Source organism: Bifidobacterium sp. B4079 (assembly GCF_026537385.1).
GTDB classification, from domain to species: domain Bacteria; phylum Actinomycetota; class Actinomycetes; order Actinomycetales; family Bifidobacteriaceae; genus Bombiscardovia; species Bombiscardovia asteroides_I.
The window spans coordinates 300,232-315,097 of the sequence record NZ_JAFNMH010000003.1 but is presented as its reverse complement, the minus strand read 5'-3'; the positions used below and the strand labels follow the sequence as shown (position 1 = coordinate 315,097).

Below are 14,866 nucleotides of genomic sequence, written 5' to 3'. Positions count from 1 at the left end.
AGAACCGGCTCAGGAGTCAGCTCATCAACAGGCACCCACTGGCCATCCTTCAAAGCCACCCACTGGTAATAATACGAATTCGTCTGCGAACATACATCAGAGCCGCCACGAACATTCAGCCAGTACACGAAGAAAGACCGGGACGGGGCTGTTCCCGGAGCAGTGCCACTGATACTGGGGCTATTGGTGTTATCAGCAGGAAAACCATAATCAGTCACCATGCCCCAATTCGACTGACCCCCACTATAAAGCATTGGGTGCTGATCCCAGCCAACCCAAGACCACGGCCCGCTGCACTGAAGATCAGCTCCACTGCCCAGGCAGTTTTCCATATACTTCTTGAAACCCCTGCCCTCCGCCATCAAAGCTGCAGTGATATTAGATGTTCGATCCGGGGCGTTGATCATCGTGTCAGGGTTAAAACTGTCACAGTCGCTACTACCCCAGCCCCACAAACTACCGCTACCGGTATTGGAACAAGACAGTGCATCCTGCTGTTGACCAACGACCGCGAAGACGTTCAAAGACTGGTCGACACCGCCTGTTTTATAGTCTGACGAGCCGCCACTATCCGGAAGGTTCATATCGCCCTCAATGGATATGGTCAAATAGTCATATAGACCGGAGTTTATGATCTTATGGACAGTGAAGAACTGATCCTGATTCTTGGCCCAATTATAGGCCCCAGACCAGGGCTGATCTGAGGATGAATCTGAGACTATGGTGTTCAAATACTTTACTCGACGGTAATAATTCGGACTGTATCCGCCGTTATAGAACTGATACACGAAAGATAGATTACAGGAGCCGTTGGTATCGCTACCACCGGTAGCATTGGCGCAGGAAGGGTCGAACTCGTTGTGCTTCACGCGCAGGATGAAGTCCATGCGCAGCTCATCAATGTTGGAATCAATCCTTTGGTTGTAAGCCAGCATCTTGTAAAGCAGCGGCTTCCTGCTGGCCGTCCCGTCCTGCCCGTCGACGGCATTCGCCTGACCGGCCGACAAGGCGCTCAGCCCAAGCGGAACAACCATGGCCAGCGCCGCCAGAAGGGTCACCAGAACAGCGATGACCGAACGACTCACACGCAGTGATCCCCTATTGTTCCGTTCTTGCAATCGCTTCAATACGAAACCCCCAAATCCCGATAGAGTCATGTGCTAGAACAGATCAACTTTGCTCTTAGTCTTTCCCTTAATACCGCCGACTCTATCACAGAGATAAAAGAATCGCACCTTCGCGTTTACTTTACCAGCTTCAAGCACAACCGGCATTCAGGGCATGATCATCGATGCTTCGCGACCGTTCACCGTATGGAATCTATAAGGATTTATCAGCCTCTAACGCGGCCGTCGCCCAGCACCCAGCTGACGAGAATCGGCATGATGGCCGCCAAGGCCTTGCCCCTGTGCGAAATGGCGTTCTTTTCATCCGAGGTCATTTCCGCCGAGGTCAGAGGCTCCTGGTCCCTGGCGCGCCGAGGCTGGTCACAGGGCACGAAGATCGGATCGTAGCCAAACCCGTTTTCCCCTCGTGCCTGGCGGATGATGCTTCCGGGCATCTCCCCGGTCCTGGTCACCTGAGACCCACGGACGGCGTACCCTGGCACATCAGGAACGACTAGGGCGGCAGCGCAGACAAACCGCCCTCCCCTGTGACCGTCAGGAATGTCGTTCAGCTGGTTCAGCAAGAGCTCCAAGTTGGCTTGGTCGTCGCCGTGGCGGCCGCTCCACCTTGCCGAAAGGATTCCCGGGGCAGCGCCCATCACATCAACGACCAGCCCCGAGTCGTCCGCCAGCGCGGGCAGACCGGATTCCCGAGCGGCCCGCCCAGCCTTGATGAGAGCATTCTGCTGAAAAGTGGTGCCGGTCTCTACCGGATCGGGCAGGCCCAACTGGCCGGCCGAAACCAGCTCGATCCTCTGCCCCTCATGGGGCAGGAAACCGTTGAGTATACTACGAAGCTCACGCATTTTGCCCTCGTTGTGCGTGGCCACAACCACTTTTCTGGCCTGCCCCATACAGATTCTCCTCGCTGAAATACCTGCCCTAAGCGTCAGTCAGATGCCAGAGCCTCGTGCTGAGCGGCCTGAAGCTCCCTGTTCCCCTTGGATGCCAGGTCCAGCAAGAGGCCGAGCTCCTGACGGCTGAAGGGGCGATGCTCCGCCGTTCCCTGTATCTCTATGAAATCGCCGGAGCCGGTCATCGACACGTTCATATCGGTCATGGCCCGGCTGTCCTCCAGATAGGGAAGATCAAGCATGGGGTTGCCATCGATGATGCCCACCGAGACGGCCGAGACGCAATCCTTGGTCACCTTGTCGGCGCTGCGGATGTGATGATGGTCCTGGGCCCATCGAAGGGCATCGACCATGGCCACGTAGGCGCCGGTGACGGAGGCCGTACGGGTGCCGCCGTCGGCCTGGAGCACGTCGCAGTCAAGCTGGATCTGGTTTTCGCCCAAGGCCTTCATGTCCACTACGCCGCGCAGACAACGCCCTATCAGCCGGCTGATCTCCTGGGTGCGTCCACCGACCTTTCCGCGGACCGATTCCCGTGCAGTCCTGTCGCTGGTGGCTCTGGGAAGCATGGCGTACTCGGCCGTGACCCAGCCCAGTCCGGAGTCCTTGCGCCAACGGGGCAGCGTCGGCGTGAAGGAGGCCGTGCACATGACCCGGGTCTTGCCGCACTCAATCAGCACCGATCCCTCGGGGGCATCCGTCCAATGCCGGGTGATGACGACCGGTCGCAATTCATCAGCCGCCCTGCCGTCAGGCCGCAACACGGCACCTTCCTGGAGCATGTCCTTGATAGCAACCATCAGTGATGATCCTTTCCTGTTCCGCCCAGGCTCCCCTGGTCTGGTCCCTATTATTCCGTCAGCCGTCTACCGATCAATGGTCAGCGGTGTCTTGGCCGGCAGGATGCGATCAATCAGGAAGATGACCAGCGACAGGGCGAAGAAAACGACCAGGTACTCAGCCAGGTTGACCAACAGCTGGGCCCATCCCAAGTGTCCGAGGTCCAAGAAGGCATAGGGGTAGGGATTACCGCCCGGCTGCGGTCCCGAATGAGGCCAGATGGCGGCCCTGATCAGCACAAAAGCCACATAGAAGGGGAAATAGATCAGCCAGGTCAGCACATTGTGCCAATGGAAACGACGATGAGGGTCGAACAAGAGGAAGTCCACCGATGCCAGGATGGGGCTGATGACGTGAATCATCCATGTGGTCCGGATGCCCAGGACCAGCTTGTAGTCCGTGCTGTTCAGCCCCAGAACCAGGATGGCCACCAGCCCGGTGATAACGATGTAGAGCGTCAGGCAGCCTTTAAGCCAGGCGGGAGGCTGGACGCCCTTGAGCAGGGTGGCCGCTCCGGCCCAGAGCATGACCAGACCTAGGGCGATATTGGTCTGGAAGGTAAAGTAGACCCACTTGTTGCCGATCCCCAGCAGCCAGGCCTCGTAGGTGCCGCCCAGGCAGAAAAAGGCGATCAGCAATCGGTAGATGCCCACGACGAATCTCATGCGGACCAGCTTAGCCCACCTTGGGAGGGCAGGGCGAGCCAGGTGGCCGGAGGATTAGACTGGGTGCCAACCAAGTGCTTTTTCACCCACAAAGGGGAACGCATGAACGCTGAAAACAATAGCAAGGGCACCGGAACCTCTACGGCTCTGATGACCGATATGTACGAATACACCATGCTGGATGCAGCCTTGCAGGATGGTACGGCCGGACGCCAATCCGTCTTCGAGGTCTATACCAGACACCTGCCAGCAGGGCGCCGCTACGGAGTGGTGGCAGGCACTGGGCGGATTCTGGACGCGCTGGCGGATTTCCACCCCAGCGAGGATGAACTTCGCTTCCTGTCCGACCGTCGCATCGTCAGCCAGACCACCATCGACTGGCTGGAGCACTTCCGCTTCACCGGAACCATCCGCGGCTATCGGGAGGGCGAGATATTCTTCCCCGACTCCCCTATTCTGCAGGTCGAAGGCAGTTTCGGCGAGTGCACCCTCCTGGAGACGCTGATCCTGTCCATACTCAACTACGACTCGGCTGTGGCCTCGGCGGCCTCCCGCATGGTCACCGCAGCCAAGGGCCGGCCCTGCATGGATATGGGCGCGCGCCGTGCCAACGAATATGCAGCCGTGGCAGCGGCCAGAGCGGCCATAGTCGGCGGATTCCAGGGGACATCAAACCTGCTGGCGGCCAAGCGATATGGCTTTAAGGCCATCGGAACCGCAGCCCACTCATTCACCCTCCTTCATGACAATGAACGCGAGGCCTTCCAAGGGCAAATTCAGGCCTTGGGCAAGGGAACCACCCTGCTGACCGACACCTACTCCATCGAGGAGGCCGTCAGGACAGCCGTCGAGGTGGCCGGGCCAGAGCTGGGCGGGGTCCGCATCGACTCTGGAGACCTGGGCTCGCTGGCCCAGCAGGTCCGCGCCCAGCTGGACTCCCTGGGAGCCACCAAGGCCACCATCACCGTCACCAACGATCTGGACGAGTACGCCATCGCCTCCCTGCAGAACGCTCCAGTGGACTCCTACGGGGTGGGCACCATGCTGGTCACCGGTTCGGGGGCCCCCACCTGCGCCATGGTCTACAAGCTGACCGAGCGCGAGAACTCCGACGGAGTCATGCAGGCCGTGGCCAAGAAGTCGGTGGGCAAGGCCTCGGTGCCGGGGCGCAAGCTGGCCTACCGCTCCTACCACAACGGGGTGGCCGACGCTGAGCACGTCATCTCGGGCGCCGAACAGGCTTTGTCGGCCTATACGCCTGATCAGGACTGGCGAGATCTGCTGGTCACCTACGTGGACCATGGCCAGAGCATGCCAGGGCACCAGGGGGGGCAAGCCGTCCTGGACGCCCGTGAGCACCGGGCCAAGGCCCTTGAGGAGCTGCCCATCAACGCCCTGAGCCTGATGAAGGGCGAGCCTGTCCTGCCCACTCTGGTCAGGAGCATCTGATGGGCGCGCAATCCGAAAACCATCAGCCCGACTCAAGCCGATATGATTCCACAACCTACCGGCGCTGCGGAGACAGCGGTCTGAAATTGCCACCCATTTGCCTGGGCTGCTGGCACAACTTCGGCGACACCACGCCCCTGGACCGTATGCAGGGACTATGCACGACGGCCTTCGACCACGGCATCACCCACTTCGACCTGGCTGACAATTACGGGCCTGGACCGGGCGCCGCCGAGCGCAACATGGGAATCATCCTGCAGAAATGCTTCAGCCACCATCGCCAGGAGCTGGTCATCTCCACCAAGGCCGGTTATGAAATGTGGCCTGGCCCTTACGGGAACCTCGGCTCACGCAAGCATCTGCTGTCCGGGCTGGACCAGAGCCTGAAACGGCTGGGACTTGACTATGTGGACATCTTCTACCACCACCGCCCCGACCCGGACACGCCCCTAGAAGAGACCATGGGCGCCCTGGCTCAGGCGGTCACCAGCGGCAAGGCCCTCTACCTTGGACTGTCCAACTACGACGGGCCGACCATGGCACGGGCCTCGGCCATCCTGACCGAGATGCACGTCCCCTTCATCATCAACCAAAACCGCTATTCCATCTTGGACAGAACCATCGAAGGCAACGGCCTCAAACAGACGACAATGAACGAGAAGAAGGGACTGATCGCCTTCAGCCCGCTGGCCCAGGGGCTGCTGACCGACCGCTACCTGCAGGGGATTCCCGAGGACAGCCGTATTCGGGCCGACGGCCGCTTCCTCAAGGAGTCCGCCCTGACCCCTCAGCGGCTGAAGCAGATCCAGAACCTGAACGGCCTGGCCCGTCAACGCGGCCAGAGTCTGGCAGAGATGGCTCTAGCCTGGCTGCTCAGGGACCCGGCTGTCACCTCGGTGCTCATCGGCGCCTCCAAGCCCGAGCAGATCATGGACAATCTCAAGGCTGTCGAGTCCGCCGACTTCAGCCAGGAGGAGCTAGACCTGATCGACCGGATCGCCTTGGACAGGCAGTCCTGAAGCAGCCTGTGCCGCTCAGTAGTCCTCAGTGGCTGCCGCCGGTCATCTGTTCATAAATACGCTTGCAGTCCGGACAGACCGGGTACTGGGAGGGGTCATGCTTGGGCACCCAGACCTTGCCGCAGAGGGCCACGACAGGCCGGCCGGTCAGCTTGGACTCGGCGATGCGCTCACGGGAGACGTAGTGGGCGAACCGGTCGGCATCGCCCTGGTCGTTCAGGCGGGTCTTTTCGGCGGTCTCGGTGTCCGGACGGTCCAGAACGGCCGTGCCAGTGCCCTGGTCGGGGTTCTGCTCCCGCTCCGGATCCTCCATGCGAATGCTCTTGCTTGCAGTCATGATATCCATGGTACGGCGGCGAGCTACACGTTCGCTCCCTATGACGCGCTACGCTGAGAATCATGACTATCGCTGTATGCCCTGGCTCATATGATCCGGTCACCTCCGGCCACATGGATGTGATCGAACGTTGCGCTTGCTTCTTCGAGACGGTCCACGTGGTCGTGGCCGTCAATGCCGCCAAGACCCCCATGTTTAGCGAACAGAAGCGGGTGGCCATGATCCGCCGGGCCCTGGACGAGGACGGATACCCGAACATCACCGTAGCCTCTACCGATGGCCTGATCACCGACTACTGCCGGAAGGTGGGGGCCTCGGTCATCGTCAAGGGACTGAGACAGAACGGGGACTATGAGGCCGAGCTGGGCATGGCCCTGGTCAATCGCAAGCTGTCCGGGGTGGAAACGCTCTTCCTGCCAGCAGATCCGGTAAGGGAGCACATCTCCAGCACCATCGTCAAGGACGTGGCCAGACATGGAGGGGACATCACCGGCATGGTCCCTGACAGCGTCGTGGATGCACTGATAGACACCTTGCACAGGGACACACCGCACACGGAAAAGAGTCAATGATGAACGAGCAGACCCAGGAGAGGGACGATGAGGAGCCTATCGACGACTCGACCAGAGCGAGCGCTCCCAGGTCCGCAGTCGACATGAAGGACCTGCCCGACCTGCAGGAGGATCGAAGCGAGAGCGGGAACCCCCGATCGGAATTCACCACCGTCTATGACATCATCGATCGGATCCAGGCCGTGCTGGATGAGGCCAAGGCCCCCATTTTCAGTCCGGGACTGGTCAAGGTAGACCGAGACGAGCTGGCCGACGATCTCAACGAGCTCAAGAAGATGCTGCCAGTGCAGCTGGAGCGGGCCTCGGCGCTCATGAGGGAGGCGGAACGCCGGCTGAACACGGCACAGACCCAGGCCAACGCCACCGTATCCGACGCCCAGAGTCGAGCTGCAGACATCGTCAAGGAGGCTGGCGAGCAGGCCCGCTTCCTGGCTGGTCAGGAGAATGTGGTGGCCATAGCCCGGCAGAAGGCCCAGACCATCATCGACACGGCCCAGGCCCAGGCAGACCGTCTGGTCCAGGGGGCCGATGGGTATGCCGCCCAGGTCATGGGCGAGCTCGACACCCAGCTGGGCAAGATGAGTCAGGATGTGCGTGCCGGCCTGGAGGTTCTCCACCAGCGTGAGCAGGAGGCAGCGCGTAGCATGAACGCGTCGGTCTCGGACCGGGGAAAGGAGACGCAGGGATGAGCAGACCGGAGGATTCCCCCTGGGCGGTTTCAGTGGCCCAGGTGTCGATGCGGGCAGGGCAGAGCACCCGAGTGAACCGCGATTTTCCAGCCCCGGAGGGCATCGGCGACCAGGTAGTGGGTATACCGGCAGGAACACCCGTGCATGTGGAGGGTGACATCGACTCCTTGGTGGATGGACTCTTGTTGCAGGCCCACATCAGCGTACCGCTGAAGACCGAATGCACTCGCTGCCTGAGGCCTGTGGACACCAGCATCCAGGACGATCCGGTGGTCTTCTACCCTTACAAGGAACCCGAACCGGAGCCGACCCATGGCAAGGAGGAGATCCTGGCCGAACAGGAGGAGGCCAGCGGCCAGACCTATCCCCTGGCCGGCGCGGGCGCCTTTATGGATCTGGAAGCCCTGCTGCGTGACGCCCTGGTGGAGGCCCTGCCCCTGCAGCCCCTATGCCGACCCGACTGCCGAGGCCTGTGCCCCCAGTGTGGCATGGATCTTAATGACCACCCTGACCACCACCACCAGATGATGGACGACCGCTGGGCGGCCCTGGAGGGGCTGAAGCAGCGTCTTGAGCAGGAGGAGAACCCCGGCAGCGACGGCCAAGCTGGCGAATGACCGGAGGTTGCGATAGACTGCTCTACGCTTAAGCTCGAAGTATTCGATCGAAACAGAGGACAATATGGCACTGCCAAAATACAAGACTTCGCGCGCCAACACCCATTCACGGCGCGCCAACTGGAAGACCCAGGCCGCCGCTACGGTGACCTGCCCCAATTGCGGAGCTCCTGCGCTGCCGCACATGGCATGCCCCAGCTGCGGCATGTACCGCGGGCGCGTCTACCGCGACGCCATTCGTCCGCAGTTCAGCAAGTGAGCCAATCGACGATCGGCACGCAATGAGAGAACCCCGGCCATCGACGGGTGGCGGGGTTTTTCCATATCATCAGACGGCAAGTCCGAGAAAGCGAGAAGGGGCCATGCAGACAGGGCGCTCCAGGAAGGATCAGGAAGACCACATGCGGCAGGAGGAACAGGAGCAAGAGGATTCCGGCAACCAGGCTGCTGAGGAGCTCTTCCAGGCCCTGGGCGGCAGGATCAGCCCGGAGCTGCTGGTGCACGCCCTGACCCATCGTTCCTTCGCCCATGAGCACCCGGGCATGCCCAACAATGAACGGTTGGAGTTCTTGGGCGACGCGGTTCTGGAACTGGTAGCCACGGAGACCCTATACAAGGTTCACCCGGACATGACCGAGGGCCAGCTGGCCAAGATGCGGGCCAAGGCGGTCTCCGAGGAGGCCCTGTCGGCCATCGCCCGGGAGAAGCTGCACCTTGGGCAGTATATTCTTCTGGGCAGGGGCGAGAGCGAAAACGGCGGGGCCGACAAGGACTCCATACTCTGCGACACCGTCGAATCGTTGATCGGATCGGTCTTTGTGGAGCACGGCATCAAGGGGGCCAGGACCACCGTCCATACCCTTCTTGACGACACCTTGGCCGAGGTAGCCACCGAAGGGCCGGCTCTGGATTGGAAGACCTCGATCACCGTCAAGGCCCACAAGCTGGGCTTGGGCGAACCGCGGTACGCCATGGCGGTCTCCGGACCGGAATACGCCCAGGTTTTCACCGCCGAGCTGCGCCTGGAGGACGGCGGGACCGTGATCGGCAAGGGCCAGGCCAGCAGCAAGCGGAAGGCACAGCTGGCTGCTGCCGCCCAGGGGTGGAAGCGGCTGGACGACCGGGATCTGCTTGCGACCCTGCGCGCCGAGCAACCCTCCTGAGGATCCATCCGAAATTCCGGCATGCGGTACTGCGCCAACGCCCCGACCAGACCCCTGTTTAGACTATGGGGATAACCTGGAGGCATGCCGTCACGAACGGCATAGGCGCCTCCTCCTGATCGGGATTCGTCCGCCCACACCGCCGACGCTCCGACAGGTTCATATTTCGACATGCACGGCCGCAGGTCGGCGCGCAGTCTGGAGGTCGAGAGGAAACATGAGTCTGCCGACACCTCTGCAAGCATTCAGTTCGGTACCCAGGAACTGGGGCCCCGACGACAAGGATGTTCCCGCCCAGGGCGAGCCCATGACGGGAGCTCAGGCGCTGATTCGGTCCCTGGAGGATCTAGGGGTCACGCAGGTCTTCGGCGTTCCAGGAGGGGCCATCCTGCCCACCTACGACGCCATCGACGAGCAGGTGCGTTTCAACTTCACGCTGACCCGCCACGAGCAGGCCGCCGGGCACGCAGCCGAGGGCTATGCCGTCTCCACGGGCAAGGTGGGGGTCTGTCTGGTGACCTCGGGCCCCGGGGCCACAAACATGGTCACCCCCATAGCCGATGCCATGATGGACTCGGTGCCCCTGGTAGTGGTGACCGGCCAGGTGGGTGTGGACTCCATTGGCACCGATGCCTTTCAGGAGGCCGACATCGTGGGCATCACCTACCCGGTGGCCAAACACTCCTATCTGGTGACCAAAGCCCAGGACATTCCCCGGGTCATGACCGAGGCCTACCACATCGCCCGCTCGGGAAGGCCCGGCCCTGTAGTAGTGGACCTGAGCAAGACGGCCCAGAACGGCAAAATGCTCTACTCCTGGCCCCAGGAGATGATTCTGCCCGGCTACAACCCGGTGACGCGGGCGCACGGGCACGTCCTGGATGATGCCGCCCGACTCCTGGTCCAGTCGCACAGACCAGTCCTCTATGTGGGCGGCGGCGCAGTCCGATCAGACGCTCGCCGACAGATCCAGGAACTCGTTCGAGCTACCGGTGCCCCCATGGTCACCACCCTGCCAGCACGAGGCATCGTGCCCGACTCCGATCCAGCCGTTCTGGGAATGCCCGGCATGCACGGCACGGTGGCCGCCAACGGAGCCATCCAACACTCCGACCTGCTGGTGGCCGTGGGCACACGCTTCGACGACCGGGTGACCGGCAGCCTGGAGGACTTCGCCCCAGTGGCCAGGGTTATCCACATCGACATCGACCCGGCCGAAATCGGGAAGAACCGGCAGGCAGACGTACCCATCGTCGGGGACGTGGGCCAGGTGCTGGACGATTTGATTCCGGCGCTCAAAGCGGCCCAGCGCACTTGGGGCAAGCCCGACCTCAAGCCCTGGTGGCGGCTGATCGACGGCTGGCGGCACGACTATCCCACCACCTTTGAGCCCAGCCCGGACGGCACGCTGGCTCCCCAGTGGGTGGTCCAGACCCTGAGCAACAAGGCCGATCCGAATACCATCTGGGTATCCGGCGTAGGTCAACACCAGATGTGGGCCAGCCAGTTCATCGACTTCGAACGCACCCGCTCCTGGGTCTCCTCCTGCGGACTGGGGACCATGGGCTACGGTCTGCCCGCCGCCATCGGCACAGCCATTGGTACCAGGGAACAGGAGGATCCACGGCCTGTCTGGCTGGTTGACGGGGACGGCTCCTTCCAGATGACCTCCGAGGAGCTGGCCACAGCTCAGCAGGCGGGACTGCCCATCCGCATCGCCATACTCAACAACTCGGTCTACGGCATGGTCCGTCAGTGGCAGACCCTCTTCTATGGCAGCCACTACTCCCAGACCGACTTGGAGGACGGCGGCGACAAGCCCACAGACGGCAACGGCATCCCCGACTTCGTCAAGCTGGCCGAGGCCTATGGCTGCCTGGGACTGCGGGCCTTTACCCAGGAGCAGGCCCTGGAAGCCATTGATAAGGCCAACGCAGTGACCGACCGGCCGGTCCTGATCGACTTCCGCGTCTGGAAGGATGCCATGGTATGGCCCATGGTCCCGGCAGGCGCCTCCAACGACACCATCATCTACAAGCCGGGCGTGCAGCCCCTGGCCGGCATCCGTCCGGAACAGGAGCAGCCCGAGCCGCACCAGCAGACCGGAGCCGACCGGGCAGCCATGGCCAACGATGCCGCCGGTCGCATGAACAAGTAGGAAAGGGGCACCACATGGCCAATTATCCAGCATCCAAGCCCGGCTCCGAGCGGCACACCCTTTCCGTCCTGGTTGAGAACCGCCCCGGCGTCCTGGCCAGGGTGGCCGGCCTGTTCGCCCGGCGCGCCTTCAACATCAACTCCCTGTCCGTCTCGTCCACCGAGCGGGGCGACATCTCTCGGATCACGGTCACTGCAGACGTGGAGGCCGTCCCCCTGGAGCAGATCATCAAACAGCTCAACAAGCTGCTGCACGTGCTCAAGATCGTCGAGCTCAAGGGCGACGAGGCCGTGGAGCGCGAGCTGGTCATGATCAAGGTCAAAGCCAACGAACGCAACCGCTCCGATGTGCTGGAGATCGTCAAACTCTTCCGCGTGCGTGTTGTCGACGTGCACCCCGAGTCACTGACCATCGAGGCCACTGGGGCCGAAGGCAAACTGGAGGCCCTGCTGCGTCTGCTGCGGCCCTTCGGCATCATCGAGCTGGTCCGGTCGGGCGCTGTAGCCGTCACGCGAGGCCCTCGGGCGCTGAGCGAGAGGGTGCTGGGCTCACAGATCACCGACCGCTGATCCTCAGGGCTCCCATCCAAGGCAGGCAGTAGATTGGTGAATCATGCCCATCTATGATCTCGGTTTGGAACACGTCGCCCTGTCCTTTGCCACAAAAACCATCTTCACGGATGTGACCCAGGGCATCTTCGAGGGGGACCGGATCGGCATCGTGGGCCGAAACGGCGACGGGAAGTCCACCCTGCTGCACCTTCTGAAGGGCACCCAGGAACCCGATCAGGGACGGGTGACCATGCGCAATGGTCTCACCTTCGGCATGCTGGACCAGCGCGATCCCCTGAAGGACGAGGACACGGTCCGCAGGGCGGCCTTGGAGGATCGGCAAGACTACGAGTGGGCTGCCGATCCCAGATCGCGCGAAATCGTCGAATCCCTTCTGGGCGGCATGGAGCTGGAAGCCAAGGTAGGCACATTGTCCGGCGGTCAGCGCCGCAGGGTGGACTTGGCCCGGCTGCTGCTTCGGGATTGGGACATCCTGGCCCTGGATGAGCCGACCAATCATCTGGACCTGCTCACCATCCACTGGCTGGCCGAGCATCTGAAGAACCGCTGGGCCAAGAATTCCGGAGCCCTCCTGCTGGTCACCCACGACCGCTGGTTCCTGGACGAGGTCTGCACCTCCATGTGGGAGGTGCACGACGGAACCATCGACCCCTTCGAGGGCGGCTACAGCGCTTACATGCTTCAACGGGTGGAACGCGAACGCCGGGCTGATCTGGCCGAGACCAAGCGCCGCAACCTGGCCCGCAAGGAACTGGCCTGGCTGACCCGGGGCGCCCGGGCCCGTTCGACCAAGCAGAAGTTCCACGTCAAGGCCGCCCAGGAGCTGATTGCCGACGTGCCGCCCATGCGCAACAGCCTGGAACTCAAGCGGATGGCCACCTCCCGCTTGGGCAAACAGGTGGTGGACCTGGTCGACGTGACCAAGATCTATCCAGAGGCCGACTCCGATATCGAAGGAGGCAAGGATGACAGGGTCCCCTCCCCTCATGCCCAGCGCCCTCTGATGGGATCAGTGACCGTGGCCGCCGATCCCGGCAAGGACCGCCCGGGCACCGCAGCGGCCGACACCCTCACCATCAGCGGTCACAAGGTCCTGGACGACGTGACCTGGCTGATCGGCCCCGGCGACCGGTTCGGCATCGTAGGCGCCAACGGAGCCGGCAAGTCCACTCTGCTGGGTCTGATTGACGGCAGCGTGGCTCCCACGGCGGGGCACGTCAAGGTAGGCAAGACTGTCCGCTTTGCAGTGCTGACCCAACGTCTGGGCGAACTGGAGAAACTGGACCGCTATCGGATCAAGGAGGTCCTCAGCCGCTACAAGCCTACCTATCTGGTGGAGGGCAAGGAGGTGTCACCCAGCCAATTGATGGAGCGCTTGGGCTTTGAAAGCTCCCAGCTGATGACCAGGATCGGCGACCTGTCTGGCGGGCAGAAGCGCCGCATGCAGCTCCTGCTCATCCTGCTGGACGAGCCCAACGTGCTGGTCATGGACGAGCCTGGCAACGATCTGGATACCGACATGCTGGCCGTCATGGAAGACATGCTGGACTCATGGCCGGGCACCCTGATCGTGGTCTCCCACGACCGCTACCTGCTGGAGCGAGTGACCGACCAGCAGTTTGCGCTGATCAACGGCAAGGTGGTTCACCTGCCCGGCGGCGTCCAGGACTACCTGGATATGGTTGAGTCGGCCGATCGGGAAGCTGCGGATGCACCGGGCCGGACATCGGCCAAGGAGGCCGAGGATCCCGATCAGGCCAAGGCCGAACGTGTCGCCAGACGAAATCTGAGCAAGCAGGCCTCTGCCATCGAACGCAAGCTGGCCAAGCTGGCCGATCGGCGCAAGGACCTTGAACGGCAGATGGCTGAACACGACCCCGGCGACTACCAGGGCCTCAACGAACTCAACAGCAAACTCAAGGATCTGACCGGGCAGTCGGACCAGCTTGAGGAGGAGTGGCTGACCATCGGGGAAGAGCTGGAGTAGCCTCAGGCGGCAGCCAGCTGAGCGGCCTGGGTCGAGCACTTGGCCGCAAAGGCAGAGAAGATTGCGTCGGCCAAGGGTTGCATCTGTGGCAACCCTTTCATAAAATCGTCACGCATTTTAGCGATCTTGGACTTCTTCATCGTGCCGACCATGCTCGGCACCTGCATCCACTCCTCGAAGATGGGCGCCGTCACCTCCAGATGGAATTGCAGGCCCAAGGCTGATCCGAGCCGAAAAGCCTGAACCTTGGTTGCCTGGGAGCGGGCCAGGAGCTTGGCACCCGGCGGCAGGGTGACCTGGTCGGCATGCCAGTGCAGCACATCAGTGTTCTTGCTCCACATGGCCACGTCGTCGTCCTGCCCCACCCAGCGGATCGGGCCCATACCGTATTCCGGATCCTGGTTCCTCATCAGGGTGCTTCCCAGGGCCCGCGCCAGAATCTGATGACCCAGGCAAATCCCCAGAATGGGCTTGTTGGCAGCCATCGCCGCCTTGGCAAGCTTGGTCTCCGCCTTGAGTCCGGGGTGATGCTCATAATCGTCAGCCGACATGGGCCCGCCCATGATAACCAGTCCTGCCAACTCGCGCGAGCGCGGCAGCTCGGGCTTTTTCTCGTCCACGATATTGGTGATCTCGGTGTCCAGCCCGCACTCCTGAAGATTGTCGAGAATGCAACCCGGCTTTTCCCAATCCACATGCTGAAGCACCAGCACCCTAGGTTTCGCCATGATTCCATTCTTGCACACATGCCGTCGGACCGGGTTCACAGGCTCGGCAT

The 14,866-nt window shown here is 62.1% G+C and carries 15 protein-coding genes and 1 pseudogene; 10 read left to right on the top strand and 6 right to left on the bottom strand.

Going from position 1 to position 14,866, the window contains the following annotated elements:
• The 4 genes and pseudogenes from J3T95_RS07990 to J3T95_RS07975 form a co-directional block, all read right to left on the bottom strand.
• Positions 1-1,085 (bottom strand): annotated as a pseudogene (locus J3T95_RS07990) (hypothetical protein); the annotation flags it as partial.
• A gap of 248 nt (positions 1,086-1,333) precedes the next feature.
• On the bottom strand, positions 1,334-2,020 hold the full coding sequence (gene rdgB / locus J3T95_RS07985) for an RdgB/HAM1 family non-canonical purine NTP pyrophosphatase (protein WP_267451042.1): 687 nt from the start codon (positions 2,018-2,020) through the stop codon (positions 1,334-1,336).
• A gap of 35 nt (positions 2,021-2,055) precedes the next feature.
• The gene (gene rph, locus J3T95_RS07980; protein WP_267444736.1) at positions 2,056-2,820 is read right to left on the bottom strand and encodes a ribonuclease PH; all 765 of its coding nucleotides are present in this window, start codon (positions 2,818-2,820) and stop codon (positions 2,056-2,058) included.
• A 66-nt stretch (positions 2,821-2,886) separates the two neighbouring features.
• Complete coding sequence (locus J3T95_RS07975) at positions 2,887-3,525, bottom strand: Pr6Pr family membrane protein (protein ID WP_220236873.1); 639 nt, start codon at positions 3,523-3,525, stop codon at positions 2,887-2,889.
• 102 nt (positions 3,526-3,627) lie between these two features.
• Here J3T95_RS07975 and J3T95_RS07970 point away from each other — a divergent pair, with 102 nt between their 5' ends.
• Together J3T95_RS07970 and J3T95_RS07965 are read left to right on the top strand one after the other, a co-directional pair.
• On the top strand, positions 3,628-4,974 hold the full coding sequence (locus J3T95_RS07970) for a nicotinate phosphoribosyltransferase (protein ID WP_267451041.1): 1,347 nt from the start codon (positions 3,628-3,630) through the stop codon (positions 4,972-4,974).
• Positions 4,974-5,993: an aldo/keto reductase gene (locus tag J3T95_RS07965; protein WP_267451040.1), complete on the top strand. Its 1,020-nt coding sequence runs from the start codon at positions 4,974-4,976 to the stop codon at positions 5,991-5,993. The genes J3T95_RS07970 and J3T95_RS07965 overlap by 1 nt, the downstream gene beginning before the upstream one ends.
• A gap of 25 nt (positions 5,994-6,018) precedes the next feature.
• On the opposite strand, the gene J3T95_RS07960 is transcribed toward J3T95_RS07965, so the two are convergent.
• The gene (locus tag J3T95_RS07960) at positions 6,019-6,330 is read right to left on the bottom strand and encodes a DUF3039 domain-containing protein (protein WP_024627652.1); all 312 of its coding nucleotides are present in this window, start codon (positions 6,328-6,330) and stop codon (positions 6,019-6,021) included.
• A 62-nt stretch (positions 6,331-6,392) separates the two neighbouring features.
• Here J3T95_RS07960 and coaD point away from each other — a divergent pair, with 62 nt between their 5' ends.
• The 8 genes from coaD (at position 6,393) to J3T95_RS07920 (ending at position 14,088) form a co-directional block, all read left to right on the top strand.
• Positions 6,393-6,902, top strand: coding sequence for a pantetheine-phosphate adenylyltransferase (gene coaD, locus J3T95_RS07955; protein WP_267400600.1), 510 nt, complete (start codon positions 6,393-6,395; stop codon positions 6,900-6,902).
• Positions 6,899-7,591 carry a cell division protein gene (locus J3T95_RS07950; protein ID WP_267451039.1) on the top strand — a complete coding sequence of 231 codons (693 nt, stop codon included), beginning with the start codon at positions 6,899-6,901 and terminating at the stop codon, positions 7,589-7,591. The genes coaD and J3T95_RS07950 overlap by 4 nt, the downstream gene beginning before the upstream one ends.
• Positions 7,588-8,208 carry a YceD family protein gene (locus tag J3T95_RS07945; protein WP_267451038.1) on the top strand — a complete coding sequence of 207 codons (621 nt, stop codon included), beginning with the start codon at positions 7,588-7,590 and terminating at the stop codon, positions 8,206-8,208. The genes J3T95_RS07950 and J3T95_RS07945 overlap by 4 nt, the downstream gene beginning before the upstream one ends.
• A 64-nt stretch (positions 8,209-8,272) precedes the next feature.
• The gene (rpmF, locus tag J3T95_RS07940) at positions 8,273-8,467 is read left to right on the top strand and encodes a 50S ribosomal protein L32 (RefSeq protein WP_220236867.1); all 195 of its coding nucleotides are present in this window, start codon (positions 8,273-8,275) and stop codon (positions 8,465-8,467) included.
• 142 nt (positions 8,468-8,609) lie between these two features.
• Positions 8,610-9,371, top strand: a complete 762-nt coding sequence (gene rnc / locus J3T95_RS07935) for a ribonuclease III (RefSeq protein ID WP_267451053.1) — start codon at positions 8,610-8,612, stop codon at positions 9,369-9,371.
• A gap of 217 nt (positions 9,372-9,588) precedes the next feature.
• Complete coding sequence (locus J3T95_RS07930) at positions 9,589-11,529, top strand: acetolactate synthase large subunit (RefSeq protein ID WP_267451037.1); 1,941 nt, start codon at positions 9,589-9,591, stop codon at positions 11,527-11,529.
• A 14-nt stretch (positions 11,530-11,543) separates the two neighbouring features.
• Positions 11,544-12,098 (top strand): acetolactate synthase small subunit, encoded by a 555-nt coding sequence (gene ilvN / locus J3T95_RS07925; RefSeq protein WP_220236865.1) that lies wholly within the window; start codon positions 11,544-11,546, stop codon positions 12,096-12,098.
• Between the two features lie 43 nt (positions 12,099-12,141).
• Positions 12,142-14,088 (top strand): ABC-F family ATP-binding cassette domain-containing protein, encoded by a 1,947-nt coding sequence (locus J3T95_RS07920; RefSeq protein WP_267451036.1) that lies wholly within the window; start codon positions 12,142-12,144, stop codon positions 14,086-14,088.
• 2 nt (positions 14,089-14,090) lie between these two features.
• Here the strand turns inward: J3T95_RS07920 and J3T95_RS07915 are convergent, their stop codons facing one another.
• Positions 14,091-14,816, bottom strand: coding sequence for a type 1 glutamine amidotransferase (locus J3T95_RS07915; protein ID WP_220236863.1), 726 nt, complete (start codon positions 14,814-14,816; stop codon positions 14,091-14,093).
• Positions 14,817-14,866: the final 50 nt, after the last annotated feature.

Excerpts from the sequence above, each read along its gene's own strand:
- J3T95_RS07960 (WP_024627652.1), bottom strand. The coding sequence starts at position 6,330 with ATGACTGCAAGCAAGAGCATTCGCATGGAGGATCCGGAGCGGGAGCAG.
- J3T95_RS07915 (WP_220236863.1), bottom strand. The coding sequence starts at position 14,816 with ATGGCGAAACCTAGGGTGCTGGTGCTTCAGCATGTGGATTGGGAAAAG.
- J3T95_RS07965 (WP_267451040.1), top strand. The coding sequence starts at position 4,974 with ATGGGCGCGCAATCCGAAAACCATCAGCCCGACTCAAGCCGATATGAT.
- J3T95_RS07930 (WP_267451037.1), top strand. The coding sequence starts at position 9,589 with ATGAGTCTGCCGACACCTCTGCAAGCATTCAGTTCGGTACCCAGGAAC.
- rpmF (WP_220236867.1), top strand. The coding sequence starts at position 8,273 with ATGGCACTGCCAAAATACAAGACTTCGCGCGCCAACACCCATTCACGG.
- J3T95_RS07950 (WP_267451039.1), top strand. The coding sequence starts at position 6,899 with ATGATGAACGAGCAGACCCAGGAGAGGGACGATGAGGAGCCTATCGAC.
- rnc (WP_267451053.1), top strand. The coding sequence starts at position 8,610 with ATGCGGCAGGAGGAACAGGAGCAAGAGGATTCCGGCAACCAGGCTGCT.
- ilvN (WP_220236865.1), top strand. The coding sequence starts at position 11,544 with ATGGCCAATTATCCAGCATCCAAGCCCGGCTCCGAGCGGCACACCCTT.
- coaD (WP_267400600.1), top strand. The coding sequence starts at position 6,393 with ATGACTATCGCTGTATGCCCTGGCTCATATGATCCGGTCACCTCCGGC.
- rdgB (WP_267451042.1), bottom strand. The coding sequence starts at position 2,020 with ATGGGGCAGGCCAGAAAAGTGGTTGTGGCCACGCACAACGAGGGCAAA.
- J3T95_RS07975 (WP_220236873.1), bottom strand. The coding sequence starts at position 3,525 with ATGAGATTCGTCGTGGGCATCTACCGATTGCTGATCGCCTTTTTCTGC.
- J3T95_RS07920 (WP_267451036.1), top strand. The coding sequence starts at position 12,142 with ATGCCCATCTATGATCTCGGTTTGGAACACGTCGCCCTGTCCTTTGCC.
- J3T95_RS07970 (WP_267451041.1), top strand. The coding sequence starts at position 3,628 with ATGAACGCTGAAAACAATAGCAAGGGCACCGGAACCTCTACGGCTCTG.
- rph (WP_267444736.1), bottom strand. The coding sequence starts at position 2,820 with ATGGTTGCTATCAAGGACATGCTCCAGGAAGGTGCCGTGTTGCGGCCT.
- J3T95_RS07945 (WP_267451038.1), top strand. The coding sequence starts at position 7,588 with ATGAGCAGACCGGAGGATTCCCCCTGGGCGGTTTCAGTGGCCCAGGTG.